The sequence below is a fragment of the Streptomyces sp. SudanB52_2052 genome (genome assembly GCF_964272415.1).
GTDB lineage: Bacteria > Actinomycetota > Actinomycetes > Streptomycetales > Streptomycetaceae > Streptomyces > Streptomyces olindensis.
The window spans coordinates 3829565-3855919 of record NZ_OZ186796.1; the positions used below are offsets into that span (position 1 = coordinate 3829565).

Consider the following 26355-nt stretch of genomic DNA (forward strand, 5'->3'; position numbering starts at 1 on the left):
GTGGAACGTCCGGTTCATGTCATGGTCTTCGCTATCGCAGACACAGTAGTGACCAGGGTGAACAGACGGGGCTGATGGGAGTGCCGGTAGCGGCGGACACCTACCTGACCTTCGACATCCGAGCCTGTGGACGCCCCGACTCCGCGCTCTCCGAGCGGTACTGGAGGTCGTCGCCCACCGGCGTGAGGTGGACGGTCGTGGGAGCCGGGTTGCAGCCGCCGTGGTTGGTCTTCGCTCCGACCGACGTGGCGACGAGTTCCTTTTTCGTCACCTGTTTCAGGGTCAGCACGTCGACGCAGACGCCGCCGATCTGGTCGGTCTGGCGGAGTCGGCCCAACTCCTGGCCGACGGTGGCCCGTTCGACCGTGATCCGGAACGTGCCGAGGGGCAGCCGGCCGTCGAGGCCGGTGCCCTGGCCCTCCCAGGTGCCGAGGTAGGCGGCGGGCACCGTGCCGGCGGGGGCGGAAGGGGCGGAGCTCGCGGTCGCCCCGGGCGGTGAGTAGGCGTCGCTGCTGCCCGAGCCCGCGTTGTCCCCGCCGTCTCCGCCCGGCAGCAGGTCGAGGACGAGGACGGACCCGATCGTCACGGCCGCCATCGCGCCCGCGACGGCCAGCGCGACGGTGCAGCTCAGTCTCCGCACCCGCCCTTCACCCTCGGGCGTGGAGGTCGCGGCGACGGAGACGGAGAGCTTGCCGGGTCGACGGCCCGGGGCGGGGACGACGGTGTCCTCGCCGTGTCCTTCGCGGGGTTCGGGTACGGCGGCGGGGGACGGTGCCGGTGGTGCAGCTGGTGCGGCGGGGGCCAATGCGGCTGGTGCCGGTGCGGCTGGTGCATGTGCTGCCGGTGCCGCCGGTGCTGCTGACGCCGGTGATGGCGGTGCCACTGGGGCCGCTGTCGGCCGTGCCGCCATCGGCCCGTTCATCGCCGGCGGTGGCCCGAACTCCCCCGCGACAGCGGCCGGGCCGCCCGCCTCCGGCTCCCCCACGGACGGACTGCTGAACCCCACCGGCCCCGAGGGCGCGCCCGCCCCCGTCGCCTCCAGGTTCAGCAGCCGCACGGCGCTCCGGCTCACCTGCTCCACCAGCGCGCCCGGGAGCCAGCCGCCCGTCACCAGCCGGGCCGCGCCGTCGGGAGCCAGGCGTCGGGCCACCTCCGTGGGGGCGGGCCGCGCGGCCGGGTCCTTCGCGAGGCACGCTGCCGTCAGGTCCCGCAGCTCACCGTCGAGCGCGCCGAGTTCCGGCTCCTCGTGGACGACCTTGTAGAGCAGGGCCGCCGAGGAGTCCCCGGGGAAGGGCGGGACGCCGGTCGCCGCGTACGCCAGGACCGCGCCCAGGGAGAAGACGTCCGCCGCGCCCGTGACGCCGTGGCCCAGGATCTGCTCGGGCGACATGTAGCCGGGCGAGCCGATCGACACGCCCGTGGACGTCAGCGACGCCGTGCCGTCCGTGGCCCGGGCGATGCCGAAGTCGATCAGCAGCGGGCCGTCCAGGGTGAGCAGGACGTTCGACGGCTTCACGTCCCGGTGGACGAGGCCCAGCTCGTGCACCGCCGCCAGCGCCTCGGCGAGCCCCGCTCCCAGGGCTCGTACGGTGGAGGCCGGTAGGGGACCGGCGTCGGCGACGGCGGCGGACAGCGAGGGGCCCGCCGCGTACGCCGTCGCCACCCAGGGCACGCGCGCCTCCGGGTCGGCGTCCAGTACGGGTGCCGTCCAGGCGCCGCCCACCCGGCGCGCGGCGTCGACCTCGCGCCGGAAGCGCGCCCGGAACTCGTCGTCCAGCGCGAAGTGCGGGTGCACGATCTTCACCGCGACCGTGCGGCCGCCGGCGCTGCGGCCCAGGTAGACCCGGCCCATGCCGCCGGAGCCCAGCCGGCCGAGCAGCCGGTAGGGCCCCACGACGGTGGGTTCGTCGACGTCGAGCGGCCGCATGGGCGTCACCCCTCCCCCGTAGGCACGCGTCCCCCGTGGGCATGTCCCCGTAGGCATGTCCCCGTACGGGTGTCCCGTGGGGATCTCCCGTGGGGATGTGCAGGCCTTCGTCGGCCCCGTACGCGCGCGCTCCCCAGCAGAGTAGTGCCGGAGCGGCGCCGGCTCACGGCTGGAGCAGGTCCACCTTCACGTCCGCCGGGAAGCCGGTCGTCGGGCCGACGCGGCGGGCGAACTCGGCGACGGCCTCCAGCTGCGGGCCGCCGAAGCGGAAGTCGAGGGTCGTGAAGTAGCGGGCGAGGGTCGCCTCGTCGAAGGCCTCCCAGCGGGCGGCCTGCTCGGCGACCTTGCCGACCTCTTCGAGGGAGAGGTTGCGGGAGTCGAGGAAGGCCTCGTGCACCCGGCGGGTGAGGACCGGCTCGCGCTCCAGGTAGTCGCGGCGCGCCGCCCAGACCGCGAAGACGAACGGCAGACCCGTCCACTCCTTCCACAGGGCGCCCAGGTCGTGCACCTCCAGGCCGAAGCGGGGCCCGTCGACCATGTTCGCGCGCAGGGCCGCGTCGCCGATGAGGACGGCGGCCTCGGCCTCCCGCATCATCAGGCTGAGGTCGGGCGGGCAGGTGTAGTAGTCCGGCTGGACGCCGTAGCGCTCGGCGAGGAGCAGCTGGGCGAGGCGGACGGAGGTGCGGGAGGTCGACCCGAGGGCGACGCGGGCGCCGTCGAGCCGGTCCAGGGGGACCTGCGAGACGATCACGCAGGACATGACCGGGCCGTCGCAGCCGACGGCGATGTCGGGGAAGGCGACCAGGTCGTCGGCGTGCTTGAGGAACTCGACCAGGGTGATCGGACCGATGTCGAGATCGCCCTGCACCAGCTTCTCGCTGAGCTTCTCCGGAGTGTCCTTGGTGAGCTCGAAGTCGAGGAGCGTGCCCGTTCTGGCGAGCCCCCAGTACAGGGGCAGGCAGTTCAGGAACTGGATGTGGCCGACGCGCGGCCGGGTGCGAGGAGTGTCCACATCGTGAGGCTAGCCCTTACGGCGTACGGACCGGCGCGTGACCCCCGGCGTCGGCGCGCGACCGGGGGCCATGCGCCTTCACCGCCAGTCGGCCGGGGATGTTCAAACATTCGGGTGACGTGATCTTGACCCCTATTGCATTCCGGTGGTCGCGTGCTAGGCTCGTCGCAAGTTGCAGTTTGGTTTCCCTTGCAGTACAGAGCCTGCGGAGCATGTGACCGCGGGCTCTCGTCATTCTCAGACGTATGCAGTTGTGCAGAATTCATCTTCACACTTGCTGGTTCTGGAGCAGGGCAACCCTTTTGAGCCCAAGGAGGGCTTATGGCTACCGGAACCGTTAAGTGGTTCAACGCCGAAAAGGGCTTTGGTTTCATCGCCCAGGAGGGCGGCGGCCCCGACGTCTTCGTCCACTACTCCGCGATCAACGCGACCGGATTCCGGTCCCTCGAGGAGAACCAGCAGGTGTCTTTCGACGTCACGCAGGGTCCGAAGGGCCCGCAGGCTGAGAACGTCACGCCGGTCTGATAGCAGTACCCAAGGAGCCCCGCGCCGTCAGGCGGCGGGGCTCCTGCCTTTTCCCGGCCCGCCCCTTCGTGAATTCTGGGCGAATTCTTCTCGTCGGTGGCCGGACTCGGGACAATGTTCGGATGCGGAACGACGAACAGAACGGTGACTCCCCCGGGACCCACCACCTCGCGACCGGCCTGTCACTCGGCCTCTCCCTCGGCACGGCGACGGGGCTGGTGCTCGGTATCACGGTCTTCGACAACCTGGGCCTCGGCCTGGCCCTGGGCACAGCGATCGGCGCGGGAGCGGGCCTCGGCGCCGCACGGGCCCGTGAGGGGCGGGGGACCGAGTCGCCGGGTGAGGGATAGGTCCCAGGACCGCCGGGCGAGGGGTAGCTCCCAGGACGCCGGGCGGGGAACGGGCCGTCCGGTGAGAGCCGAGCCCACGGAGCGCGTCGGAGGCCCGGGCGCCGGGTGCATGTCAGAGCGTGGGCAGGAGGCTGGAAATGGGCGGTCGGGCCGTGCCCGCGTCGTAGGCTCCCGGGCATGGCCGACGTCGACTTTCTCGCCGAGACCCGTACCTTCTACGACACCGTCGCCGAGGACTACGCCGAGCACTTCCGGGACGCCGGTGTGGGCACGGCGTTGGACCGGGGGATGCTGACCGGGTTCGCGGAGCTCGTCGGCGCCGGGGGCGAGGTCGCCGACCTCGGGTGCGGGCCCGGCCGGGTGACGGGGTTCCTGGCCGCCCGGGGGCTGTCCGTCTTCGGGCTGGACCTGTCGGAGTCGATGCTCGCGATCGCCCGCCGTGAGAATCCCGGCCTGCGGTTCGTGCAGGGCTCGATGCTGGAGCTGGATCTCCCCGACGGCGCCCTGGACGGTGTCGTGTCCTGGTACTCGACCATCCACACCCCGATGGACCGGCTGCCGGACGTCTTCGCCGAGTTCGGCCGCGTCCTGCGCCCGGGTGGCCATCTGCTCGTCGCCTTCCAGGCCGGTGACGAGCCCCGCCGCTACGAGGAGGCCTTCGGCCACCAGGTCGCCCTGGACTTCCGCCGCCGTCGGCCGGAGCGGGTCGCCGCGCTGCTGGAGGACGCCGGGTTCACCCTGCGCTCACGGACGGTCCGGGAGCCCGACGAGACCCTCGGCGAGCTGGTCGCCCAGGCATGCCTCGTGGCCCGCAAGCCACCGGCGGCTGTCGCCTAGGCCAGACCGGCCCCTTCTACAACAGCCCCTCGACAACGCCCCCTCTACAACACCTCCTCTACAACGCCCCCGCGGCATCCCTCGCCGCGACGTACCCGAACGTCATCGCCGGGCCGATCGTCGAGCCCGCCCCCGCATAGCTGCGGCCCATGACCGCCGCGCTCGCGTTGCCCGCGGCGTACAGGCCGGGGATCACCGAGCCGTCCTCGCGCAGCACGCGGGCCCGGGCGTCCGTGCGGAGGCCGCCCTTGGTGCCGAGGTCGCCGGGGACGACGCGGAAGGCGTGGTAGGGCGGGAGCCAGAGGGGGGCCAGGCAGGAGTTCGGGAGGACCGACGGGTCCGTGTAGTAGTGGTCGTAGGCGCTGTCGCCGCGATGGTGGTCGGAGTCCTCGCCGCGCAGGGCGAGGGTGTTGAAGCGGTCGACCGTGGTGCGCAGGGCCGCCGGCGGGACGCCGATCGACGCGGCCAGGGCGTCCAGGGTCCAGGCCTTGTGCACGGCGCCGGAGTCGTACCACTCGGCGGGCAGCGGTAGCGTCGGGGCGATGTCCCTGAAGAGGTACCGGTTGCGGTAGTTCTGGTCGACGATCAGCCAGGACGGGATGGCCGGGTCGGTGTCGTGGACGTCGTACATGGTGTGGACGACGTCGCTGTAGGGGGCGGCCTCGTTGACGAAGCGCCGGCCCGAGGCGTTGACCAGCAGGCCGCCGGGCAGGGTGCGCTCCGCGAGGCAGAAGTACGGTTGGTCGGGCAGCGGGATCGCCGGGCCCCACCACGCGTCGTCCATCAGGTCGAGGGCCGCGCCGAGCCGCTCCCCCGCCCGGATGCCGTCGCCGGTGTTCTCCTTCGCGCCGACGGTCCAGTCCGTGCCGACGGGCTGCCGCTGGAAGCGTTCGCGCATCGCCGCGTTGTGCTCGAAGCCGCCGGAGCCGACGATCACGCCCCGGCGGGCGCGGACCAGGCCGGGGTCGCCGTCGCGGGTGACGACGGCTCCGGTGACGGTGCCGTTCTCGATGTGCAGGTCCGTCAGCGGAGTGTTGAGCCACACCGGCACCCCGGCGGAGGCGAGCCCCGCGCGCAGGCCCGCCGCCAGCGCCTGCCCCATCGTCAGGGGCTTCTGCCCGAGTGCCGCCGCCTTCGCGCCCCGGGCGAGGCACTGCGCGGCGACCGCAGCGCCCCGGGCGTTCACGGCGGCCAGCGCGAGCCACTTGAAGTCGGCGCTGAAGACGACCGTGCCGGCGGGGACGTCCATGTACGGCGGGTTCAGACGGGCCAGTTCGGCACCGAGGACCCTGCCGTCGAGCTGGTCGGGCTCGATGGAGCGGCCGTTCGGGAGGCCGCCGGGGAGCTCCGGGTAGTAGTCGCTGTAGCCCTCCATCCAGCGGAAGCGCAGGGGGCTGTGGGCCATGACGAGGGAGAGTGCCGCCGGGCCGTGGGTGAGGAAGGCGCGCTGCCGGTCGGCGGGGACGTCCCGGCCGACGACCGCGGCGAGGTAGGCGGCGGCCTTGGCGGGGGTGTCCGGGACGCCGGCCGCGAGGATCACGGAGTTGTTGGGGATCCAGATCCCGGCGCCGGAGCGGGCGGCCGATCCGCCGAAGGTCGGCGCCTTCTCCAGGACGACGCAGCTCAGGCCCTGCCGGGCCGCGGTCAGCGCGGCGGTCATCCCCGCGGCGCCCGACCCGATGACGACGACGTCGTACGTGCCGAGCGGGCGCAAGTCGGCGGCGTGGGCGCCCTGTTGGACTCCCGCGGCGACGGCGAGCCCGGCCCCGGCGGCACCGGCCAGCAGTCGTCTTCGGGACGGGGATCCGGGAGTCCCTGTGGAGTGCGTACCTGAGGTCATGGCGGCTCCAGCCCGGCGGGGAACACGAAGGGAGGGACTAAGGGTGGGGACTGTCGCGCGGGGGCCTTGAGAAGTCAAGGGCCATGTGCCGTACGCGAGTTGGCCTCATCCCCGCGTCCCGGTCCCGGTGGGGGCCTGGCGCCGAGCGGTGCCGGACGACAGCCCCCCGGGCGCCATGGAGGGACCGGACCGCCCGGACCGCCCGGAGCGCCCGGACGTCAACTCCGGCACCAGCGTCCCCAGCCCGAGCACCGCCATGCTGGCACCGAGCCAGAGGGCCGCGCGCAGGCCCCACGCGTCGATGGCGACGGCGCCGAGGGAGGAGCCCAGGATGACGCCGAGGGCCCCCTCCGCCGGATTCAGGGCGCCAGCGCGTCCATGGCGGTCTCCGCGATCATCTCCAACTCGGTCCGATCGGCGCCGCCCTGACTGGACACGCGCAGCCCGGCGACCGTCGCGTTGAGGAACCGGGCGAGTGCCTCCGGGTCACGCGAGGCGGTGATGCTGCCGTCGCGCCGGCCCTGCTCCAGCACGGCCCGGTAGGCGGCGAGGCGCCGCGCGGTGTCGCGCTGGAGCACCGCGGCCGCCGCCGGGTCGCGGCCGGCCAGTTCCACGACGGTGTTGACGCCGAGGCAGCCCAGGGCCCGCCCGGAGCCGATCCGGCACTCGGCCTCGCTCTCGACGACCTGGGTGAGCAGCGCCCGCACCCGGTCGGCGGCGGGCCGCTCCACGTCGTCCAGCACCGCCGTCTGCGCCGCTGTCATGGTGTCGAGGTAGTGCGCGAGCGCCCGCTCGAACAGGTCGTGCTTGCTCTGGAAGGTGTTGTAGATGCTGCTGCGCCCCAGACCGGTGGCGTCGCACAGGTCCTGGGTGGAGGTGGCCTCGTAGCCCCTCTCCCAGAACACGCGCATCGCCGCGTCCAGGGCGCGCTCCTCGTCGAACTTCCTCGGCCGGGCCATGGCAGGACGCTAGCACAGTTCTGTACTGACTATTCCAATACCTTGGGTTCCCACGCCCTGAGGGCCGGTCTACTCCAGGCCGATCGCCGCGCAGTCCGCCTTGTACTTCGGGGTGCAGATGTCCTTCACGGTGTACACGCCGTCCGTGATCACCGTCTCCTTGATGTTGTCCTTGGTGAGGGCGACCACCGGCACGAGCATCGCCGGGATGTTCTTCTGCGTCGGGCTGTCGACCGTCTCCCGGGTCAGCGCGGCGAACTCGATCGAGCGGCCCTGGACCTTCGCCACGGCGATCTTCGCGGCGTTCGTCGCCTCCAGCAGGAAGGACTTGTACACCGTCATGTACTGCTCCCCCGACACGATCCGCTGCACGGCGTCCAGGTTGGCGTCCTGCCCGGTCACGGGCGGCATCTTGGTGGCGCCCGCCTCCTTCAGTGCCTCGATGACGGCGCCCGCCATGCCGTCGTTGGCGGAGTAGACGGCGTCGATGTTGTTCAGCCCGACGGTCTTGATCGCCTTCTCCATGTTCGCCTTGGCGATGGCGGGCTTCCACTCCTTGGTGTCGTACTGCTGAACGATGTCGACCTGGCCCTGGAGTTCGCCGAGCGCGCCGCTCTTGAACCGTGCCGTGTTGGGGTCGGCGGGGTCGCCGTTCATCATGACGATCTTGCTGTTCTCGGCGTTCTCGCCGAGTTCCCCGAGGATGGCGCGGGCCTGCACCTGGCCGACGAGTTCGTTGTCGTGGGAGACGTAGGCGTCGATCGGGCCCTCGGCGAGCCGGTCGTAGGCGACCACCGGGATGCCGGCGTCCTTGGCCTTCTGCACGTCCGGGGCGATGGACTTGGAGTTCAGCGCGTCGACGAGGATGACGTCGACCTTGTCGGCGATCATCTTCCGGAACTGCTCGCTCTGCCGGGCGACGCTCGCCTCGGCGTTGGCGTAGCGGACCTTGCCCTTGTTCTCCGTGAGGGAGGCGACCTCCTGCTTGATGAGCGGGTAGTCGAACTTCTCGAAGCGGGCCGTGTCCCGGTCGGGCAGCAGGAGGCCCACCGTGATGTCGTTGCCCTTCTTCACGGCGGCGTCGTCACTCCCCTCGTCGCCGCACGCGGTGAGGGACAGGACCGACACGGAGGCCGCCAGGGCTATCGCGACAGGGCGCACAGCGGTCCGACGGGTGTTACGCGCTTTCACTGGTGGTGCCTTCCGATGGGGGGGCATCGCTACGAGGTGTATGGGGTGGCTGAAAGCCAACGGGCACACGCCTTGCGCCGTCAAGAACCACGTGTGAAGGGATCGCAAAGGTGCCTCACCGCGTGTACAGGCCCTCCACCTCGGCCGCGAACGCGCGCAGGACCGCTTCGCGGCGGAGCTTCATCGACGGCGTCAGATGGCCCGCTTCCTCCGTGAAGTCCTCGGGGAGGATGGCGAAGCGGCGGATGGACTCCGGGCGGGAGACCATCTTGTTGGCCTCGTCGACGGCGCGTTGGAGGACGGCGCGGAGTTCCTCGTCGTCGACGAGGAGGCCGGGCGGGACGGGGTGTTTGCCGTTCATGCGGCGCCAGTGGGTGATGCCGGCCTCGTCGAGGGTGATCAGGGCGGCGACGTAGGGGCGGCCGTCGCCGAGGACGAGGCACTGGGAGATCAGCGGGTGGGCCCGCAGCCAGTTCTCCAGGGGTGCCGGGGCGACGGATTTGCCGCCCGCGGTGATGAGGAGTTCCTTCTTGCGGCCGGTGATCGTGAGGTAGCCCTCGTCGTCCAGTTCGCCGATGTCGCCGGTGGCGAGCCAGCCGTCCGGTGCGGCGGGGACGACGCCGCCGGCCTGGGGGTCCCAGTAGCCGCGCAGGACGTGGTCGCCGCCGACGAGGATCTCGCCGTCGGCGGCGATGCGGACGCGGGTGCCGGGCAGCGGCCAGCCGACCGTGCCCAGGCGGGGTTTCAGGGGCGGGGTGACGGTCGACGCGCCGGTGGTCTCGGTCAGGCCGTAGCCCTCGAAGATCTCGATGCCGGCACCGGCGTAGAACGCGGCGAGGCGGCGGCCGAGCGGTGAGCCGCCGCAGATGGCGTAGCGGACCCTGCCGCCCATGGCGTTGCGGATGCGGCGGTAGACGAGCGGGTCGTAGAAGGCGCGGGCGGCCTTGAGGGCACGGGAGGGGCCGGGTCCGGTGCCCGTCTGGCGGGCCTCCATCGCCTCTCCGTAGCGCTGGGCCACCGCGACCGCGCGGTCGAACGACGTCACCCGGCCGCCCGCCTCGGCCTTGGCGCGGGCCGAGTTGAAGACCTTCTCCAGCATGTACGGGATGGCGATCAGACAGGTCGGCCGGAAGCTCGCCAGGTCCGGCAGCAGCTCCTCCGCCTTGATGCTGGGCGCGTGCCCCAGCCGTACCCGGGCCCGGACGCAGGCGATCGCCACCATGCGGCCGAAGACGTGGGACATGGGCAGGAACAACAGGACCGAGGCCTCTTCGCTGGTCCTGGCCCGGAAGACGGGGTAGAGCAGCTCGATGGCGTTGTCGACCTCGGCGAAGAAGTTGCCGTGGGTGAGCGCGCAGCCCTTGGGACGTCCGGTGGTGCCCGAGGTGTAGACGAGGGTGGCGAGGGTGCCCGGGCCGAGCATGCCGCGCCGCACCTCCACCTCCTGGTCGGACAGGTGCGCCCCGGCCTCCGCGAGCCGGTCCACGTGGCCCTTCTCCACGACCCACACGTGCCTGAGGTCGGGCAGCCGCTCCCGCTCGGGGCCGAGGGCGGCGGCCTGCCCGGCGGTCTCGGTGACGAGGGCGACCGCGCCGGAGTCCTGGAGGATCCAGCGGGCCTGGAAGACGGAGGAGGTCGGGTAGACGGGGACGGTGACCAGGCCGGCCGCCCAGGCCGCGAAGTCCAGGACCGTCCACTCGTAGATCGTGCGGGCCATCACGGCGACCCGGTCGCCCGGCATCAGCCCCTCGGCGATCAGCCCCTTCGCCACGGCCAGCACCTGGTCGGCGAACTGCGCCGCCGTGACGTCGCTCCAGCGCCCGTCGGCGTCCTTGCGGCTGAGCGCCACGGCGCCCGGGTCCGCGCTCGCGTTGTCGAACGGCAGGTCGGCGAGCGACCCGTGCGTCCGCGGCGGCGCCAGCGGCGGCACGGACGCCTCCCGCACCGCCCCGTCCAGGCGCCGCACCTCGGGCGCCACCAGGACCGGCCCGCCGTACACGTCGCCGTAGGCGGAGGAGGGATACGCAGTGGACACGGGCGGCTCCTGGGGCGTGCAGCGGGAGAACTGCTTGCTGCATGACGTACGTGCCTCGCACGCCGAGGCGCTCAACCGGCGGAACCCCCCGAAAGGGGTTACTGACGGTAGGAACGGGATCGTACGGCCCTTACGTGGCGGGTGTGTGCGGGTTCGGGGATGGTCCGGCGCCAGGGCTGTGCATTCTCGGGGGTTACGTGAGGGTCCTTCAGCTTCGGTTTGGCGTGCGGTCAGGCCCGCTCCAGGATCGCCGTCACGCCCTGCCCGCCCGCCGCGCACACGGAGATCAACCCCCGGGCGGGCGCGTCCCGTTCGGCCAGCAGTTTGGCCATCGTGGCGACGATCCGGGCGCCGGTGGCGGCGAAGGGGTGGCCGGTGGCGAGGGAGGAGCCGGCGACGTTCAGCCGGGCGCGGTCGACCGTGCCGAGGCCGCGCTTCTCCCAGGCGGCGAGCGTGGCCAGCACCTGGGAGGCGAACGCCTCGTGGATCTCGACGAGGTCGAAGTCGTCCAGGCCGAGCCCGGCCCGCTCCAGCATGCGCGGGACCGCGTACGCCGGTGCCATGAGCAGCCCGTCCTCGCCACCGGCGACATCCCCGCCCACGAAGTCGACGGCCGCCGTCTCGTACGCCGTCAGGTACGCCAGCGGCTCGAAGCCGCGCTCGCGGGCCCACTCCTCGCTCGCCAGCAGGACGGTCGCGGCACCGTCCGTCAGCGGCGTCGAGTTCCCGGCCGTCATGGTCGGGTCGGGGTGGTCGAGCCCGAACACCGGCTTCAGGGCGGCCAGTTTCTCCACGGTCGAGCCGGGGCGCAGGTTCTGGTCGCGGGCGAGACCCCGGAAGGGGATCACCAGGTCCTCGAAGAAGCCGCGTTCGTACGCCGCCGCCAGCCGCTGGTGGCTGGTCGCGGCCAGTTCGTCCTGGGCCTCGCGGCGGATGCCCCAGGCGCGGGCGGTGACGGCGGCGTGTTCGCCCATGGACAGGCCGGTGCGCGGCTCGGCGTTGCGCGGGATGTCGGGGACGAGGTGGCCCGGGCGCACCTTCGCCAGGGCCTTCATCCGCCCGCCGAGCGACTTCGCCCGGCGGGCTTCCAACAGGATCCGGCGCAGGGAGTCGTTGACGCCGAGGGGTGCGTCGCTGGCGGTGTCGGCGCCGCCCGCGATGGCCGAGTCGGTCTGGCCGAGGGCGATCTTGTTGGCGGCGGCGATGACGGCCTGGAGGCCGGTGCCGCAGGCCTGCTGGATGTCGTAGGCGGGGGTGCTCGGGTGGAGCTTCGAGCCGAGGACTGTCTCGCGGGCGAGGTTGAAGTCGCGGCTGTGCTTGAGGACCGCGCCGGCGACGAACTCCCCGACGGCGCCCGGCTCCTGGAGCCCGTGGCGCTCGACGAGGCCGTCCAGGGCGGCGGTGAGCATCTGCTGGTTGGAGGCGGTGGCGTACGGGCCGTCGGAGCGGGCGAAGGGGATGCGCGCTCCGCCGATGACCGCCACGCGCCGCACCGACATCTTCTGGGGGCTCATCTCGACCTGCTCCTCGCCTGTGACGTAGCCTTACCTCCGGTAACCTTACTCCAGAGTAAGCAGTTGTGCCCCTGCACTGAGCCGTCGTCGCAAGCTGGGAGTTGGAATGGCCGACCGCTATCTGAGCTTCACCGCCACCGGGCCCGGCCGTTTCCTCACCCGCCGGCTCGGTCTGCCGCAGCCCGCGGACCTGGTGCGCTGGTCCCCCGAGCGGCCCGCCCTGGACGGCGGCCTGCGCCACGTCACGGCCGGCCCGTCCGGCCTGGACCTGGCGCCGGTCCTGGCCCGTACGGGGATCGGCCCGGCCGGCGGCGACCGGGCGGGGGCCGTCGTCCTGGACGCGACCGGGGTGCGGGACGTGGAGGGCCTGGCCGAGGTCCACGCCGCCCTGCACCCGGTCGTACGGTCGGTCGCGGCGAGCGGCCGCGTGGTCGTGCTCGGTGCCCCACTCGACCCGGCCGACCACCACCAGGCGGCGGCCCAGCAGGCCCTGGAGGGGTTCACGCGCTCGCTCGGCAAGGAGATCGGCCGGGGCAGGACCGTGAACCTGGTCCGCCTCACGGACGCCTCCGCCGCCGAGTCCACGCTGCGGTTCCTGCTGTCGCCCAGGTCGGCCTACGTGAGCGGGCAGGTGATCGAGGTGGGCCCGCCCCAGGAGGTGGGCCCGCCCCAGGAGACCACCGCCCCCGTCGACTGGGACCGCCCCCTCACCGGCCGCACCGCCCTGATCACCGGCGGCGCCCGCGGTATCGGCGAGGCCGTCGCCGAGACGCTCGCGCGGGACGGGGCCCGGGTCGTCGTCCTCGACGTGCCGCAGGCCGGGCCGGACGCCCGGCGCGTCGCCGACCGGCTCGGCGGCACCGCCCTGCTCCTCGACATCACCGCCGCCGACGCGGCCGCCCGGATCGCCGAGGCCCTGCCGGACGGCCTGGACCTGCTGATCCACAACGCGGGCATCACCCGCGACCGGCGCCTGGTGAACATGCCGGCCGAACGCTGGATCTCCGTCCTCGAAGTGAACCTGGCGAGTGTGCTGCGCACGACGGACGCCCTGCTGAAGGCCGGGACGCTGCGGCGCGGCGGCTCGATCGTGGCCACGGCGTCGATCGCGGGCCTCGCCGGGAACGCGGGGCAGACCAACTACGGGGCGAGCAAGGCGGGCATCGTCGGCCTGGTCCGCTCCCTGGCGCCGCGCGCGCTCGCGGAGCACGGCGTGACGGTCAACGCGGTCGCGCCGGGCTTCATCGAGACGAAGATGACGGCCGCGATCCCGCTGTTCATCCGCGAGGCGGGCCGCCGGATGAACTCCCTCGCCCAGGGCGGCCTCCCGGTCGACGTCGCCGAGACCACCGCCTGGCTCGCGCACCCGGCCTCGGGCGCGGTCAACGGCCAGATCGTCCGCGTCTGCGGTCAGAGCCTGCTGGGGGCGTGATGACCGACCCCTCCGCCCTCGTCCTCACCGGGTCCCCCTCCCTCGCCCCGCTCCTCGCCCGCGGTGCCCTGCTGTCCCCCTTCAAACGCCCGGCCCCCGACGCCGGGTTCCCCCGCACCCGGCTCGTCCTGCCCGGCCTGCGCGTCGACCTCGCGCGGCTGGCGGCCTACGAGCGGGTCTGCGGCTTCCCGACCGGGGCGGACGCGCTGCCGGTGACGTATCCGCACGTGCTGGGCTTCCCTCTGGCCATGCGGCTGATGAGCGGCCGGGACTTCCCGCTGCCGCTGCTCGGCCTCGTCCACACGTCGATCACGATCACGCGGCGGCAACCGCTGCCGGCCACCGGCGCCTACGAACTCTCCGTCCACGTCGAGGGGTTGGCACCGCACCGGCGCGGCACCGAGGCCACGGTCGTCACCGAGGTGCGCGGCGCCGGGGACGTCGTGTGGGAGTCGACGAGCACGTACCTGGCACGGCACCGCACCCGGCAGTCCGCCGGTGCCGCCCGGGAGGAGGAGGCGCGCAAGCCGCTGCCGTCGGTCGCCGAGTGGCGGCTCGGCGGGGACGTCGGGCGGCACTACGCGGCCGCCTCCGGCGACCGCAACCCGATCCACCTCCACCCGCTCACCGCCCGGCTGTTCGGCTTCCCCCGGGCCATCGCCCACGGCATGTGGACGGCCGCCCGCTGCCTCGCCGCGCACGGCACACCGGACTCCTGCCACGTGCGCGCGGAGTTCAGGGCACCGGTACTGCTGCCCGGCACGGTGACGTACGCGGCGGAGCACGCCCGCTTCGAACTCCGGGGCCGGAACGACCGACTGCACGTGGCCGGAGAGGTCCTGCCCACTTGAGAGAAAGCCGCCCGGCCGGACCGGCGAACGGGCGCCTACCCGGCCCCGGCCTCCGTCCCCTCCCCCGGGGGCGACCACGGCCGTCCCGCCATGAGGTCGCCGAGGCCGGCCCAGGCGAAGTTCATCATCGTGGCCGCCGCCTGGCGGGCGGTGACGCCCGGGGTGGCGTTCGCCCAGGCCGCGAGGGACTCGGCGGCGCCGACCAGAGCCTCGGCGAGCCCGGCGACCTCGCGCTCGGGGAGGTCGGGGTCGCGGTGGGCCTCGCGGGCCCCGGCGAGGATCAGCTGCGTCACGAACGCGACGATCTCCTCGCGCATCGCGGCGACTTCGGCGGCGAAGGGCTCGCCGTGCGTGCGGGCCTGGAGGTGCAGGACCGACCAGGCGTCGGGGTGCTCGGCGGTGTGCGCGAAGAACGCGCCGAGGCCTTCCCACAGTTGCCGGTCGGCGGGCAGATCGCGGCGGACGCCGACCCGTACCGCCTCGACGAGGGCCTTGGCCTCCCGGCGGATGCAGGCGGTGAAGAGGTCTTCCTTCGAGTTCAGGTACAGATAGACCAACGGCTTGGAGACGCCCGCGAGTTCGGCTATCTCGTCCATCGACGCGGCCATGTACCCGCGTTGGCCGAAGATCCGCACGGCGGCGTCCAGCATCTGCTGTTCACGGACCGCGCGCGGCATCCGCTTCGTCTTCACGGCACCCATACCGCTTAGCGTACGGTCCCCTCGGCCGGCCCTCGGCCGGGAAACCCGCCAACCGGTCCTCGGCGGGGAAACCCGCCAAGGACCGGCCGGAGGCCGTCGGTAGGTCAGGCCGCCGCGGGCACCTGCTCGGGCCGCGCGTCCCGCGGCTCGTCCAGGGAGGAGCCGTCGGCCGTGGCGTAGGCGTCCCGGTCGAGCAGGTTCTCGCGGGCCGAGACCAGGACCGGGATCAGCGCCTGCCCGGCGACGTTGGTCGCGGTGCGGATCATGTCCAGGATCGGGTCGATCGCGAGGAGCAGACCCACACCCTCCATCGGCAGGCCGAGGGTGGACAGGGTGAGGGTCAGCATGACCGTGGCGCCGGTGAGGCCGGCCGTGGCGGCGGAGCCGACGACCGAGACGAACGCGATGAGCAGGTAGTCGCCGATGCCCAGCTGGATGTCGAAGATCTGGGCGACGAAGATCGCGGCGATGGCCGGGTAGATCGCGGCGCAGCCGTCCATCTTGGTCGTGGCGCCGAACGGCACCGCGAAGGAGGCGTACTCCTTCGGCACGCCGAGCCGCTCGGTGACCTTCTGCGTCAGCGGCATGGTGCCCACGGACGAGCGGGAGACGAAGGCCAGCTGGATCGCGGGCCAGGCGCCCTTGAAGAACTGGATCGGGTTGACCTTGGCGACGGTCGCGAGCAGCGTCGGGTAGACGCCGAACAGCACGATGAGGCAGCCGACGTAGATGTCGGCGGTGAACGTCGCGTACTTGCCGATGAGGTCCCAGCCGTAGGTGGCGATGGCGTTGCCGATGAGGCCGACGGTGCCGATCGGGGCGAGCCGGATGACCCACCACAGCGCCTTCTGGAGCAGGGTGAGGACGGACTCGCTCAGGGTGAGGATCGGCTGGGCCTTCTCGCCGAGCTGGAGGGCGGCGATACCGGCGACGGCGGCCATGAAGACGATCTGCAGCACGTTCAGCTCGGTGAACGGCGTGATGACGTCGGTCGGGATGATGCCGGTGAGGAAGTCGATCCAGGAGCCGGTGTCCTCGGGCTTCGCGCCGTCCCTGGGCGTGAGGCCGGTGCCGGCGCCGGGGTTGGTCACCAGGCCGATGACGAGGCCGATGCTCACCGCGATCAGCGAAGTGATCATGAACCAGAGGAGGGTGCGCGAGGCCAGGCGGGCCGCGTTGTTGACCTTCCGCAGGTTGGTGATCGAGACCAGGATCGCGAAGAAGACGAGCGGGGCGACGGCGAGCTTCAGCAGCCCGATGAAGGTGTCGCCGACCTTCTCCAGGGTCGTGACCAGCCAGGAGAGGTCCTGACTGCGGGCGAGCCAGCCGAGCAGCACACCCAGGACGAGACCGGCGATGATCTGGGCCCAGAAGGGCACCTTGAAGGACTTCGTGTATGAGGACACGGACTGACTCCGTTGGGGGACGCGTAGGGGGAACTGACGTGGGAGACGACGGGGGTTGCGTTACGTCAGGGACGACAGAAAGCGGACGCGCACCGACAGAGATCCACGTGCAGCCGCGCCACGAGCGGAGCGCTCAGAGGCGAATGGGGCACAGCTGCTGACTTCATACACGAACCTTAACACCTGAACTTTGAGGACCTCAAAGCCTGGCTTTGATAGGTGACGGGACGCACACACCCATACAAGGCAAAGCGCCCCGTTTCCGAGCAAGTACGGAAACGGGGCGCTGCGCGGCGTGTGCGTGGGGGGTGTTACGAGGTCTGCCCCTGGGTCCGGGCGGTGTCGTCGGCGACGTCCTCCTGGCTGCGGTTGGCGTCCAGGTTGGCCTTCATCCGGTCGACCCGCTGCGCGACCTGGATGGATGCCCGGTCCCGCTCCTTGCGCAGCACGACGAAGCTGATCGGCGCGGAGATGAGCAGGGCGAGCAGTACGACCCACAGGCCGTTGCTCGCGCCGAGGCCGCGCGGGGCGAGGCCGGAGTAGACGGCGCCCCAGACGACCACGAGGCAGCCCACGAAGATTCCGAGGCGCATCAGCGTGTAGCGGAGCATCTCAATCCACTCTTCCGGTTCGAACGGCCAGAACGCACCCAAAGGGGCACCGTCCAGTGAAGCACGCCGGAGGGCCGATCTTGCAGGGGGGTCAGTTCAGCGGGAGGAGCATGATCACGTCATCGCGGTCGTCGCCCGGCGCGACCCGGATGGCGCTCGGGATCCGGCCGACCTCCTTGTAGCCGCACGACTCGTAGAACCGCTCGAGACCGAGCCCGCCCCGGCAGGTCAGCCGGATCGCCTCGATCCCGTCGATCCCCCGGGCGGCGTCCGCGGCCGCGGCCAGCAGGTCGCGGCCGTACCCCTTCCCCTGGTGCCGCGGGTGCACCATCACGGTGTACAGCCACAGCCAGTGGGTCATCAGGTGGTGCGTGTTGAAGGTGAGGAACGCGGTGGCCGCGGCCCTTCCCTCCTCGTCGTGTCCGACGAGCAGCCGGACCCGCCCCTCCGCCATGGACGCGAAGTGCGTCAGCAGCTGGGGCCGGATCTCCTCACGCGTCACCGGCGGCACGAAACCGACGGCACCGCCGGCATTGGACACGTCGGTCCACAGGTCGAGGATGCCGTCGCGAAGATCCGGAGTGACGGCCGGGTCGAGCGTGAAGGTAAGGGGCATGCCGGGATTGTAGCCATTACCCCAGGGCTTGTGCCGCCACTTTCAGATCGGAGACGAGCCCGCGGTAGGCGGCCTCCCGATCGTCGGCCCGCAGCACGGAGGACGGGTGCACGGTCGGCACCAGCCGCTCGGGCCGCCCGTGGATCTCCTCCTCCAGCACGGTGCCGCGCACCTGTGTGACCCGGAACGAGGACCCGAGCAGCGCCTTCCCCGCGGTGGCCCCCAGCACGACGATCAGCTCCGGCTCGACGACCGCCAGCTCCGCGGCCAGCCAGGGCCCGCACGCGGTCATCTCACGCAGGTTCGGCGCCTTGTGGATCCGCCGCTTGCGGGGCTCGGCCTGCGTGAACTTGAAGTGCTTCACGGCGTTGGTGACATAGGCCTCGGAGGGGTCGATCCCCGCCTCCTCCAAGGCCCGGTCCAGCAGCCGCCCGGCCGGCCCGACGAACGGCTTCCCCTGCCGGTCCTCCTGATCCCCGGGCTGCTCCCCCACGAGCATGACCCGGGCATCCTTGCTGCCTTCCCCGAACACGGTCTGAGTGGCGTCCCGATGCAACGGACACCCCCGACACTCGGCAGCGGCCTTCCGCAGAGCGGCAAGCCCACCGCCCTGAGGAACAAAGGGTTCAGCGGTGTAGGCGTCCTCAGGCGCCTCAGTCCTGACCATGCCCTCCGGGTACCCCACTCAGGGGCGCGGGGAACTGCGCGAACAACCACCACGAACCCGCGCCCGCAATCAGACCCGCATCGGCTGCGGCGACTCGCGACGCAACGGGTCGGGCCCGTCATACTCCCGAATGATCTCGTACCGCGTATTCCGCTCCACGGGCCGGAACCCGGCATCGCGAATCAGGTCGAGCAAGTCCTCACGCGTCAACTTGTTCGGCGTCCCATAGTTGTCCGCGTCATGCGTGATCTTGTACTCGACGACCGACCCGTCCATGTCGTCCGCCCCGTGCTGCAACGCCAGCTGCGCGGTCTGCACCCCGTGCATGACCCAGAAGACCTTCACGTGCGGCACGTTGTCGAACAGCAGCCGCGACACCGCGAAGGTCTTCAGCGCCTCCGCCCCCGTCGCCATCTGCGTCCGCGCCTGAAGGCGATTACGAACCTTGCCGTCCTTCATGTCGACGAAGTCGTGCTGGTACCGCAGCGGGATGAAGACCTGGAAACCGCCGGTCTCGTCCTGCAGCTCGCGCAGCCGCAGCACGTGGTCCACCCGGTGACGGGGCTCCTCGATGTGCCCGTACAGCATCGTGCACGGGGTCTTCAGCCCCTTCTCGTGCGCGAGCCGGTGGATCCGGGACCAGTCCTCCCAGTGGGTGCGGTGGTCCACGATGTGCTGCCGGACCTCCCAGTCGAAGATCTCCGCGCCACCGCCGGTCAGCGACTCCAGACCCGCGTCGATCAGCTCGTCAAGGATCTCGGACGCGCTCATTCCCGAGATGGTCTCGAAGTGGTGGATCTCGGTGGCCGTGAAGGCCTTCAGCGACACGTCCGGCAGCGCGGCCTTCAGCTCGCGCAGCGACCGCGGGTAGTACCGCCACGGCAGGTTCGGATGCAGCCCGTTGACGATGTGCAGCTCGGTGAGGTTCTCCGACTCCATCGCCTTCGCGAGCTTGACGGCCTCCTCGATGCGCATCGTGTACGCGTCCTTCTCCCCCGGCTTGCGCTGGAAGGAGCAGTACGCGCAGGAGGCCGTGCACACGTTCGTCATGTTGAGGTGACGGTTGACGTTGAAGTGCACGACGTCGCCGTTCTTGCGCGTCCGCACCTCGTGCGCGAGGCCGCCGAGCCAGGCCAGGTCGTCCGACTCGTACAGCGCGATGCCGTCCTCACGGGTCAGGCGCTCACCGGCCCTGACCTTCTCCTCCAGCTCGCGCTTGAGCCCGAGATCCATGCCCACACCTTTCTCCGACGACGTCCCCAACCGTACGACTACGCTTCCTCGGGCAGTTCCCCGACCCGGTTCTCCCACTTCGTGGAGAGCACGATGGTGGTACGGGTCCGGGAGACGCCCTTGGTCCCGCTGAGCCGCCGGATGATCTTCTCCAGGCCGTCCACGTCCGCCGCACGCACCTTGAGCATGTACGAGTCGTCGCCCGCGATGAACCAGCAGTCCTCGATCTCCGAGAGGTCCCGCAGCCGCTGCGCCACGTCCTCGTGGTCCGTGGCGTCGGAGAGCGAGATGCCGATCAGGGCGGTGACGCCGAGGCCGAGCGAGGCGGCGTCGACGGTGGCCCGGTAGCCGGTGATGACCCCGGCCGCCTCCAGCCGGTTGATGCGGTCGGTGACGCTGGGTCCCGACAGTCCGACGAGGCGTCCCAGCTCCGCATAGGAGGCCCGGCCGTTCTCCCTCAGGGCCTGGATGAGCTGCCTGTCCACCGCGTCCATTGCGATCGAAGCCTTCCGCTGAAGTTGTAGTTGAGTCCGATGACGTTCGGGTGTACTCAGCCGGCGCGGTGTGCTCCGCCGCCGAGCTCACCTTGCCAACGGCGGTAGAGCGTGTGCGGCACGCCCGCCGCGTCGAGTACGCGTCCGGCGACGAAGTCCACCAGGTCCTGGATGTGCGTCGCGCCCGCGTAGAAGGCGGGTGAGGCGGGCACGACGGCCGCGCCCGCGTCGTCGAGGGTGACCAGGTGCCGCAGGGTCTGGCCGTTCAGCGGGGTCTCGCGCACGGCCACGACGAGGGGGCGGCCCTCCTTCAGGGTCACGCTCGCCGCCCGCTGCAACAGGTCCTTCGACAGGCCGAGCGCGACCCCGGCCACGCTCGCCGTCGAGGCGGGCACGATGAGCATGCCCTTGGTGGGGTACGACCCCGAGGAGGGGCCGGCGGCCAGGTCGCCGGCGCTCCAGTGCCGTACGGCGTCGAGGTCGACGGAGAAGGTGTCCGGCTTGCCGTCGGCGCCCCGGGACAGCCATTCGCGCAGGTCGTCCCGCCAGTGGGCGTCCCGGAAGGAGATCCCGGTCTCGTCCAGCAGGGTGAGCCGGGAGGCCCGGGACACCACGAGGTCGACGCTCTCGCCGGCGGCGAGGAGGCCCCTCAGTACGGCAGCGGCATACGGGGTGCCGGAGGCCCCGGACACCCCTACGATCCAAGGCGTACGCGGCGTCTCGCCTGGCTTGACTGGGTTCACGACACCGAGCCTATCCGGCGTCGCAGGGTGGGAACCGGCCAAGGGGGGCCGGGCGTTCCCCGGAGGAGACGTGCGAGCACTGGGGGTCGCCATGTCGAACGTGGGAGCCGGGTGGTCCCGGGGGGACCGAGCGCTGGCCGCGGGCAAGCTGATGCTGGCCTGGATCGCGCTGCTGTGGCTGCTGGAAGTGGTGGACGTGGCGACGGGCCACGCGCTGGACGGCTTCGGCGTCACCCCACGCGATCCCTCCGAGCTGGTCGACGTCGTCCCCTCGGCGTTCATCCACTTCGGCTTCGCCCATCTGGCGGCGAACACACTGCCGCTGCTGGTCCTGGGCTTCCTGGCCGCGCTCGCGGGCCTGCGCCGCTTCCTGCTGGTCTGCGCGCTGATCGTGCTCGTCGACGGCCTGGGCGTCTGGCTCATATCCCCGGCGCACACGAACACGGCGGGAGCCTCCGGCCTGATCTTCGGCCTCTTCGGCTTCCTCCTGGTCAGCGGCTTCGTGGAGCGCCGCCCCTGGGGCATCCTGGCGGGCGTCCTGATCGCCGCGATCTGGGGCGGCTCGATCCTGTCGGGCCTGGCCCCGACCCAGACGGGCATCAGCTGGCAGGGCCACCTGCTGGGCCTGCTGGCGGGGGTGGGGGCGGCGTTCGCGTTCCGCCGCCGGGCGACTCAGGGCTCAGCGGGAGCCGGCTGGTCTGTACGGTGAAGCGCCCGATCCTGGCCTCGACGGTGCCCTCGCCTCCGTACGGAAGCAGGTCCCTCCGGCGGTACCCGCCCGGACCGGGGTTCCAAAGGGTGACGACGTGCCCCTGCCGCGGGTCGAAGATCAGGTAGTTCGGAATGCCCCCGCCTCGGCCGGGATGACGGCGAGGTCGGGGCAGAGCTCATGGGCGCCGTCGAAGGGGAACAGGACATCGCTGACCACCTCCTCGAAGCGGGCGAGCTGAGCGCGGAGGCGGTGCATGCGCCGCACCGTAGCTACACGGTCAGGCCGCGAACCAAGAGATCCAGCAACGCGCACACGAACAGGGCGATGCCGATGAAGCCGTTGACGCTGAAGAAGGCGCGGTTGACGCGGGAGAGGTCGTGAGGGCGGACGATCGTGTGCTCGTAGAGGAACGCGGCGGCGACGATCAGCAGGCCCAGCCAGAAGAAGGCGCCCGCGTCGGTGGCCAGGGCGTACCAGACGAACAGAGCCGTGGTGAGGGCGTGGCAGACCCGCGCGCCCCAGATCGCCGCCGGGATGCCGAAGCGCGCGGGGACGGACATGACGCCGATCTCGCGGTCGGTCTCCACGTCCTGGCAGGCGTAGATCAGGTCGAAGCCGCCGATCCAGATGCCCACGGCGAGGCCGAGGATCACGGCGTCCCAGGACCAGGAGCCGGTGATCGCCAGCCAGCCGCCGACCGGGCCCATCGCCTGGGCGAGGCCGAGGATGGCCTGCGGGAAATTCGTGAACCGCTTGCCGTACGGGTAGACCACCATCGGGATCACGGCGATGGGGGCCAGGGCCAGGCAGAGCGGGTTGAGCAGGGCCGCCGCGCCCAGGAAGACGGCCAAGGCGATCAGCGCGCCCGTCCAGGCGTGCTTCACCGACATCGCGCCGGTCACCAGCTCGCGCTGCGCCGTACGCGGGTTCCGCGCGTCGATCTCCCGGTCGATGATCCGGTTGACCGCCATCGCGAACGTCCGCAGCCCCACCATGCAGATGGTGACGAGCAGCAGCCGCCCCCAGTGGATGTTCCTGTCCCACTGGTACATCGCCGTGAGCGCGGCGATGTAGGCGAAGGGCAGCGCGAAGACCGAGTGCTCGATCATCACCAGCCGGAGGAAGGCCCTGGTGCGGCCCGGCTGCGGGATGGCTGCGGAAGCGGAGGTCACAGGCCGTACTCCTTCCAGCGGCGGTCCACCTTCGCCGCCGTCTCCGGATCGGACTCCACCATGTCGGGCCAGCCGCCGTCGCGCGTGTAGCCCTCCTCGGGCCACTTCTTCGTCGCGTCGATCCCGGCCTTGCCGCCCCAGAACTGCTGGTAGGAGGCGTGGTCGAGGTGGTCGACGGGGCCCTCGACGATGCTGAGGTCCCGGGCGTAGTCCGTGTTGCCCAGCGCCCGCCAGGCCACCTCGTGCAGGTCGTGCACATCGCAGTCGGAGTCGACGACCACGATCAGCTTGGTCAGCGACATCATGTGCGCGCCCCAGATGGCGTGCATGACCTTCTGGGCGTGCTTGGGGTACTTCTTGTCGATCGAGACGATCGCGCAGTTGTGGAAGCCGCCCGCCTCGGGCAGGTGGTAGTCCACGATGTCCGGCACGATGATCTTCAGCAGCGGCAGGAAGAAGCGTTCCGTCGCGCGGCCCAGCGGTCCGTCCTCCGTCGGCGGCCGGCCCACGACGATCGACTGGAGCAGCGGCCGCTTCCGCATGGTCACGCAGTCGATCTTCAGCGCCGGGAACGGCTCCTGCGGCGTGTAGAAGCCGGTGTGGTCGCCGAACGGCCCCTCGGGCAGCATCTCGCCCGGCTCCAGCCAGCCCTCGATGACGACCTCCGCCTGCGCGGGCACCTGGAGCGGCACGGTCTTGCAGTCGACCATCTCGATCCGCTTGCCCGCGAGGAACCCGGCGAACAGGTACTCGTCGATGTCCCCGGGCAGCGGCGCGGTCGAGGCGTACGTCACGGCGGGCGGACAGCCGAAGGCGATCGCGACCGGCAGCCGCTCGCCCCGGCGCGCGGCCACCTGGTAGTGGTTCCGGCTGTCCTTGTGGATCTGCCAGTGCATGCCGATGGTGCGCTTGTCGTGGCGCTGGAGCCGGTACAGCCCGAGGTTGCGGATGCCCGTCTCCGGGTCCTTGGTGTGGGTCAGCCCCAGATTGAAGAACGACCCGCCGTCCTTGGGCCAGGTGAACAGCGCCGGAAGCTGGTCCAGGTCCACGTCGTCCCCGGTCAGGACGACCTCCTGCACGGGGCCGTCCTTCACCTTCTTCGGCGGCACGTGCGTCATCGCGCCGAGCTTCCCGAACGCCTCCCGCACCCCGACGAACCCGTGCGGCAGCTCCGGCCTCAGCAGCCCGCCGATCCGCTCCGAGATCTCCGCGTACGACTTCAGGCCCAGGGCCTTCAGCAGCCGCCGGTCCGTGCCGTACACGTTCATCGCGAGCGGCATGCGCGACCCGCGTACGTTCTCGAAGAGGAGCGCGGGACCGCCGGCCTTCTGCACCCGGTCGACGATCTCCCCGACCTCCAGATACGGGTCGACCTCGGCCTTGATGCGCTTCAGGTCTCCCTCGCGCTCCAGTGCCCTGAGCAGGGAGCGAAGATCGTCGTAAGCCATGGGGTCCAGTATCCCCGAGCCGCTACCCTGGCCTGGAACCGCCCACCGCTTTCGCTGAGAGGCCGCGCATGCTCCGGGTACTGATGTTCCTCGTACCGCTGGCGCTGAGCGTGTACGCGTTCATCGACTGCATCAGCACGAAGGACGACGACATCCGTCACATGCCCAAGCCGCTTTGGGCCCTGCTGGTGCTGCTGTTTCCGCTCGTCGGCTCGATCTCCTGGCTCATCGCCGGGAAGAAGAGGACACCGGCGGCGGGGCGGCCCCGGCAGTGGGTGGCGCCGGATGACAACCCCGACTTCCTGAAGTCCCTCGACGAGGAGAAGCGCGACGAGGATCCCAAGCGGGATGAGCCGTAGGGCTCAGAGAGCGGCTGTGAACGCGGCCCAGGCGGATCGGGTGACGAGCAGGACCGGTCCGTCAGGAGTCTTGCTGTCGCGGACGGGGACGACGTCGGGGGTATCGGGGGCTATTTCCACGCAGTTGCCGCCGTTGTCGTCGCTGTAGCTGCTCTTGATCCAGTCCATGGTGCTCGTACCCCTCCATAGCGTTGTTGATCAGAGCGGCGGATTCGCGGGCTGACAGGACGTCGGCCCTGAGCACATCATAGGTCTGGGAATGCCGCTGGTAGACGGCCGGATCGTTGTTGAAGTGGCCACGGTCCAGGGACTCCGAGTAGACCCATCGCTCGTCAGCCAGTTCGATCAACGACATGGATCCACGAGGCCGAACGAGTCCGAAGGCGTCTGCTGGAGCCACCTGGATACGGATGTTCCGGCGCCGCCCCACCGCCAGCAGGTGCGCGCACTGTTCACGCATGATCTCCGGGCTGCCGACGCCGTTGCGCAGGCAGCTCTCGTCGAGGATGACGACGTACAGCGGACCGCCTTCGGCCAGGAAGCGTTGCTGTCGGCTCAGTCGAGCCCGGACGCGTGAGTCCACCTCGTCGGCCTCCGCGCCACGGCGGCTGAACAGCGCACGCGCGTAGTCCGCTGTCTGCAACAATCCCGGGATCACTCGCTCCTGGTACTCACGGAGGGCGACGGCCTCCTCGTCCATCTCAGCTCGCCGCCGGAACCAGTCGGGATGCTCCACCTGCGGATACCAGTCGATCCGGCCCCACAGCCGAAGCAACACCCCACCCGTACCCAGAAGTTCGTCACACGTCTTGGCGAACGAGTCCTGCGGAACCCGCGTCCCCGCCTCCACCCGCGCCACATGCGACCGGTCGCACGGAATCTGCCGCGCCAACCCCTCCTGCGTCAGCAGCGCCGCCTCGCGGAAGTGCCGCAGCACCTCCCCGAACACCGCCGCCGTACTCGCCCCCGACTCCGCCCCGCCGTTCCGTCGGCTCACGGCTTCCCCCTCCGTGACAGTGCATCGGTGTCACACGCAAAGCATTGAACCGGACCATTCCCCTGCGCAACGCTCAGCACACCGAGAGTGACGGAGGTGCACGAAATGGAACCGGGAACGCTCGTCTACGACCAGCGCACGCGCAGGGTCGGCGAGTACCAGGACAGATCCGGCCCGCACGTGACGCTGCGCCCGGTCGGCGGCGGCCGGCAGTGGCAGGCGGACGCGGCCGAGATCAGGGTGGCGACGCTGGACGAACGGCTCAGCGCGGGCGTCCGCGCGCTCAACGAGCGTTCCAGGGAAGGGCTGTTGGCCGATCCGACCCGGCCCCCGGTGCCCGTGCCGGGGTGCGCGGCGTGTGAGGAGCTGGCCGTCGGGCGGGACCGGGCACGGGCCGCGTTCGACGGGAGTGCCGTGACGGACGCGAACGTGCTGCTGCGCCAGCACCAGCGCAAGGAGCACGGCGGGGAACCGGCGGGCGGGCGCAGGGTGTTCCGGTACGTGCCGTACACGATCACGCAGGACGCGTCGGCGCTGCCGGAGTACCAGGCGTACTGCGTCTCGGGTGAGGAGGCGGACTGCGGGGCGAGTTCGGGGCCGTGCCAGGCGCCGGCCGAGGTGGAGGAGTGGCAGCGCAGGCACACGCAGGAGACGCGGCACCTGCGCTACCGCCGCAGTTTCGCCGACTACGCGGTGCTGGAGCGGCAGGGCTGAGGCGCGGGC

At 71.3% G+C, this 26355-nt stretch carries 29 protein-coding genes; 8 read left to right on the forward strand and 21 right to left on the reverse strand.

Annotated features, from left to right (window positions below):
• Positions 1-100 precede the first annotated feature (100 nt).
• Both ACSUPV_RS16875 and ACSUPV_RS16880 read right to left on the reverse strand, forming a co-directional pair.
• On the reverse strand, positions 101-1927 hold the full coding sequence (locus ACSUPV_RS16875; RefSeq protein WP_436947760.1) for a serine/threonine-protein kinase: 1827 nt from the start codon (positions 1925-1927) through the stop codon (positions 101-103).
• Positions 1928-2090: 163 nt separating this feature from the next.
• Positions 2091-2939 carry a menaquinone biosynthetic enzyme MqnA/MqnD family protein gene (locus ACSUPV_RS16880; protein ID WP_037763476.1) on the reverse strand — a complete coding sequence of 283 codons (849 nt, stop codon included), beginning with the start codon at positions 2937-2939 and terminating at the stop codon, positions 2091-2093.
• Between the two features lie 321 nt (positions 2940-3260).
• Between ACSUPV_RS16880 and ACSUPV_RS16885 the strand changes: the two genes are divergently transcribed.
• The 3 genes from ACSUPV_RS16885 (at position 3261) to ACSUPV_RS16895 (ending at position 4651) form a co-directional block, all read left to right on the forward strand.
• The gene (locus ACSUPV_RS16885) at positions 3261-3464 is read left to right on the forward strand and encodes a cold-shock protein (protein WP_004984723.1); all 204 of its coding nucleotides are present in this window, start codon (positions 3261-3263) and stop codon (positions 3462-3464) included.
• A 122-nt stretch (positions 3465-3586) separates the two neighbouring features.
• Positions 3587-3814 carry a hypothetical protein gene (locus ACSUPV_RS16890; RefSeq protein WP_382614469.1) on the forward strand — a complete coding sequence of 76 codons (228 nt, stop codon included), beginning with the start codon at positions 3587-3589 and terminating at the stop codon, positions 3812-3814.
• Between the two features lie 177 nt (positions 3815-3991).
• Positions 3992-4651 (forward strand): class I SAM-dependent methyltransferase, encoded by a 660-nt coding sequence (locus ACSUPV_RS16895; RefSeq protein WP_037763474.1) that lies wholly within the window; start codon positions 3992-3994, stop codon positions 4649-4651.
• 58 nt (positions 4652-4709) lie between these two features.
• Here the strand turns inward: ACSUPV_RS16895 and kstD are convergent, their stop codons facing one another.
• The 5 genes from kstD to ACSUPV_RS16920 form a co-directional block, all read right to left on the reverse strand.
• Entirely contained in the window at positions 4710-6491 is a 1782-nt protein-coding gene (gene kstD, locus ACSUPV_RS16900) for a 3-oxosteroid 1-dehydrogenase (RefSeq protein ID WP_436947761.1), read from the reverse strand.
• Positions 6492-6850: 359 nt separating this feature from the next.
• Positions 6851-7450: a TetR/AcrR family transcriptional regulator gene (locus ACSUPV_RS16905; RefSeq protein WP_359784731.1), complete on the reverse strand. Its 600-nt coding sequence runs from the start codon at positions 7448-7450 to the stop codon at positions 6851-6853.
• Between the two features lie 69 nt (positions 7451-7519).
• Positions 7520-8611, reverse strand: coding sequence for a sugar ABC transporter substrate-binding protein (locus ACSUPV_RS16910; protein WP_051648909.1), 1092 nt, complete (start codon positions 8609-8611; stop codon positions 7520-7522).
• Between the two features lie 145 nt (positions 8612-8756).
• Positions 8757-10676 (reverse strand): AMP-dependent synthetase/ligase, encoded by a 1920-nt coding sequence (locus ACSUPV_RS16915; RefSeq protein WP_436947762.1) that lies wholly within the window; start codon positions 10674-10676, stop codon positions 8757-8759.
• Positions 10677-10906: 230 nt separating this feature from the next.
• Positions 10907-12190 (reverse strand): acetyl-CoA C-acetyltransferase, encoded by a 1284-nt coding sequence (locus tag ACSUPV_RS16920; RefSeq protein WP_436947763.1) that lies wholly within the window; start codon positions 12188-12190, stop codon positions 10907-10909.
• A gap of 106 nt (positions 12191-12296) precedes the next feature.
• Here ACSUPV_RS16920 and ACSUPV_RS16925 point away from each other — a divergent pair, with 106 nt between their 5' ends.
• Together ACSUPV_RS16925 and ACSUPV_RS16930 are read left to right on the forward strand one after the other, a co-directional pair.
• Positions 12297-13622: a 3-oxoacyl-ACP reductase gene (locus tag ACSUPV_RS16925; RefSeq protein WP_436947764.1), complete on the forward strand. Its 1326-nt coding sequence runs from the start codon at positions 12297-12299 to the stop codon at positions 13620-13622.
• Complete coding sequence (locus ACSUPV_RS16930; RefSeq protein ID WP_031117071.1) at positions 13622-14473, forward strand: MaoC family dehydratase; 852 nt, start codon at positions 13622-13624, stop codon at positions 14471-14473. Before ACSUPV_RS16925 ends, ACSUPV_RS16930 begins: the two co-directional genes overlap by 1 nt.
• Before the next feature lie 35 nt (positions 14474-14508).
• Here ACSUPV_RS16930 and ACSUPV_RS16935 read toward each other — a convergent pair whose 3' ends face one another.
• From ACSUPV_RS16935 to ACSUPV_RS16975, 9 genes are all read right to left on the reverse strand, one after another.
• Positions 14509-15174: a TetR/AcrR family transcriptional regulator gene (locus ACSUPV_RS16935; protein WP_436947765.1), complete on the reverse strand. Its 666-nt coding sequence runs from the start codon at positions 15172-15174 to the stop codon at positions 14509-14511.
• A 104-nt stretch (positions 15175-15278) separates the two neighbouring features.
• Positions 15279-16580: a dicarboxylate/amino acid:cation symporter gene (locus tag ACSUPV_RS16940; protein WP_031117073.1), complete on the reverse strand. Its 1302-nt coding sequence runs from the start codon at positions 16578-16580 to the stop codon at positions 15279-15281.
• A gap of 65 nt (positions 16581-16645) precedes the next feature.
• A complete protein-coding gene (locus ACSUPV_RS16945; protein WP_359757918.1) occupies positions 16646-16747 on the reverse strand; it encodes a putative leader peptide in 102 nt (33 codons plus the stop codon).
• A 144-nt stretch (positions 16748-16891) separates the two neighbouring features.
• Positions 16892-17191 carry a DUF4229 domain-containing protein gene (locus ACSUPV_RS16950; protein WP_436947766.1) on the reverse strand — a complete coding sequence of 100 codons (300 nt, stop codon included), beginning with the start codon at positions 17189-17191 and terminating at the stop codon, positions 16892-16894.
• A 91-nt stretch (positions 17192-17282) separates the two neighbouring features.
• Positions 17283-17807, reverse strand: a complete 525-nt coding sequence (locus tag ACSUPV_RS16955; protein ID WP_037763454.1) for a GNAT family N-acetyltransferase — start codon at positions 17805-17807, stop codon at positions 17283-17285.
• Between the two features lie 16 nt (positions 17808-17823).
• Entirely contained in the window at positions 17824-18474 is a 651-nt protein-coding gene (locus tag ACSUPV_RS16960) for a UdgX family uracil-DNA binding protein (protein ID WP_359784719.1), read from the reverse strand.
• Between the two features lie 69 nt (positions 18475-18543).
• Complete coding sequence (gene mqnE / locus ACSUPV_RS16965) at positions 18544-19707, reverse strand: aminofutalosine synthase MqnE (RefSeq protein ID WP_031117077.1); 1164 nt, start codon at positions 19705-19707, stop codon at positions 18544-18546.
• 38 nt (positions 19708-19745) lie between these two features.
• Positions 19746-20201: an Lrp/AsnC family transcriptional regulator gene (locus ACSUPV_RS16970; protein WP_031117078.1), complete on the reverse strand. Its 456-nt coding sequence runs from the start codon at positions 20199-20201 to the stop codon at positions 19746-19748.
• A 56-nt stretch (positions 20202-20257) separates the two neighbouring features.
• Positions 20258-20944, reverse strand: a complete 687-nt coding sequence (locus tag ACSUPV_RS16975) for a UbiX family flavin prenyltransferase (protein WP_078650879.1) — start codon at positions 20942-20944, stop codon at positions 20258-20260.
• Positions 20945-21035: 91 nt separating this feature from the next.
• On the opposite strand from ACSUPV_RS16975, the gene ACSUPV_RS16980 reads away from it, so the two are divergent.
• A complete protein-coding gene (locus ACSUPV_RS16980) occupies positions 21036-21653 on the forward strand; it encodes a rhomboid family intramembrane serine protease (RefSeq protein ID WP_436949909.1) in 618 nt (205 codons plus the stop codon).
• A 120-nt stretch (positions 21654-21773) separates the two neighbouring features.
• Here the strand turns inward: ACSUPV_RS16980 and ACSUPV_RS16985 are convergent, their stop codons facing one another.
• Genes ACSUPV_RS16985 through ACSUPV_RS16995 form a run of 3 tightly spaced genes read right to left on the reverse strand, consistent with a single transcriptional unit; the run spans position 21774 to position 24276 of the window.
• Positions 21774-21911, reverse strand: a complete 138-nt coding sequence (locus ACSUPV_RS16985) for a hypothetical protein (protein WP_382614486.1) — start codon at positions 21909-21911, stop codon at positions 21774-21776.
• 14 nt (positions 21912-21925) lie between these two features.
• Positions 21926-22828, reverse strand: coding sequence for a menaquinone biosynthesis prenyltransferase MqnP (mqnP, locus tag ACSUPV_RS16990; RefSeq protein ID WP_037763442.1), 903 nt, complete (start codon positions 22826-22828; stop codon positions 21926-21928).
• Positions 22825-24276 carry a menaquinone biosynthesis decarboxylase gene (locus ACSUPV_RS16995; protein WP_436947767.1) on the reverse strand — a complete coding sequence of 484 codons (1452 nt, stop codon included), beginning with the start codon at positions 24274-24276 and terminating at the stop codon, positions 22825-22827. Before ACSUPV_RS16995 ends, mqnP begins: the two co-directional genes overlap by 4 nt.
• Before the next feature lie 68 nt (positions 24277-24344).
• Between ACSUPV_RS16995 and ACSUPV_RS17000 the strand changes: the two genes are divergently transcribed.
• Positions 24345-24635, forward strand: coding sequence for a PLD nuclease N-terminal domain-containing protein (locus ACSUPV_RS17000; RefSeq protein ID WP_031117085.1), 291 nt, complete (start codon positions 24345-24347; stop codon positions 24633-24635).
• Between the two features lie 3 nt (positions 24636-24638).
• Here the strand turns inward: ACSUPV_RS17000 and ACSUPV_RS17005 are convergent, their stop codons facing one another.
• Positions 24639-24749 carry a DUF397 domain-containing protein gene (locus ACSUPV_RS17005; RefSeq protein WP_359784911.1) on the reverse strand — a complete coding sequence of 37 codons (111 nt, stop codon included), beginning with the start codon at positions 24747-24749 and terminating at the stop codon, positions 24639-24641.
• Positions 24697-25632: a helix-turn-helix domain-containing protein gene (locus ACSUPV_RS17010; RefSeq protein ID WP_031117086.1), complete on the reverse strand. Its 936-nt coding sequence runs from the start codon at positions 25630-25632 to the stop codon at positions 24697-24699. The genes ACSUPV_RS17005 and ACSUPV_RS17010 overlap by 53 nt, the downstream gene beginning before the upstream one ends.
• 105 nt (positions 25633-25737) lie before the next feature.
• Here ACSUPV_RS17010 and ACSUPV_RS17015 point away from each other — a divergent pair, with 105 nt between their 5' ends.
• A complete protein-coding gene (locus tag ACSUPV_RS17015; RefSeq protein ID WP_359784713.1) occupies positions 25738-26346 on the forward strand; it encodes a DUF7848 domain-containing protein in 609 nt (202 codons plus the stop codon).
• Positions 26347-26355 lie beyond the last annotated feature (9 nt).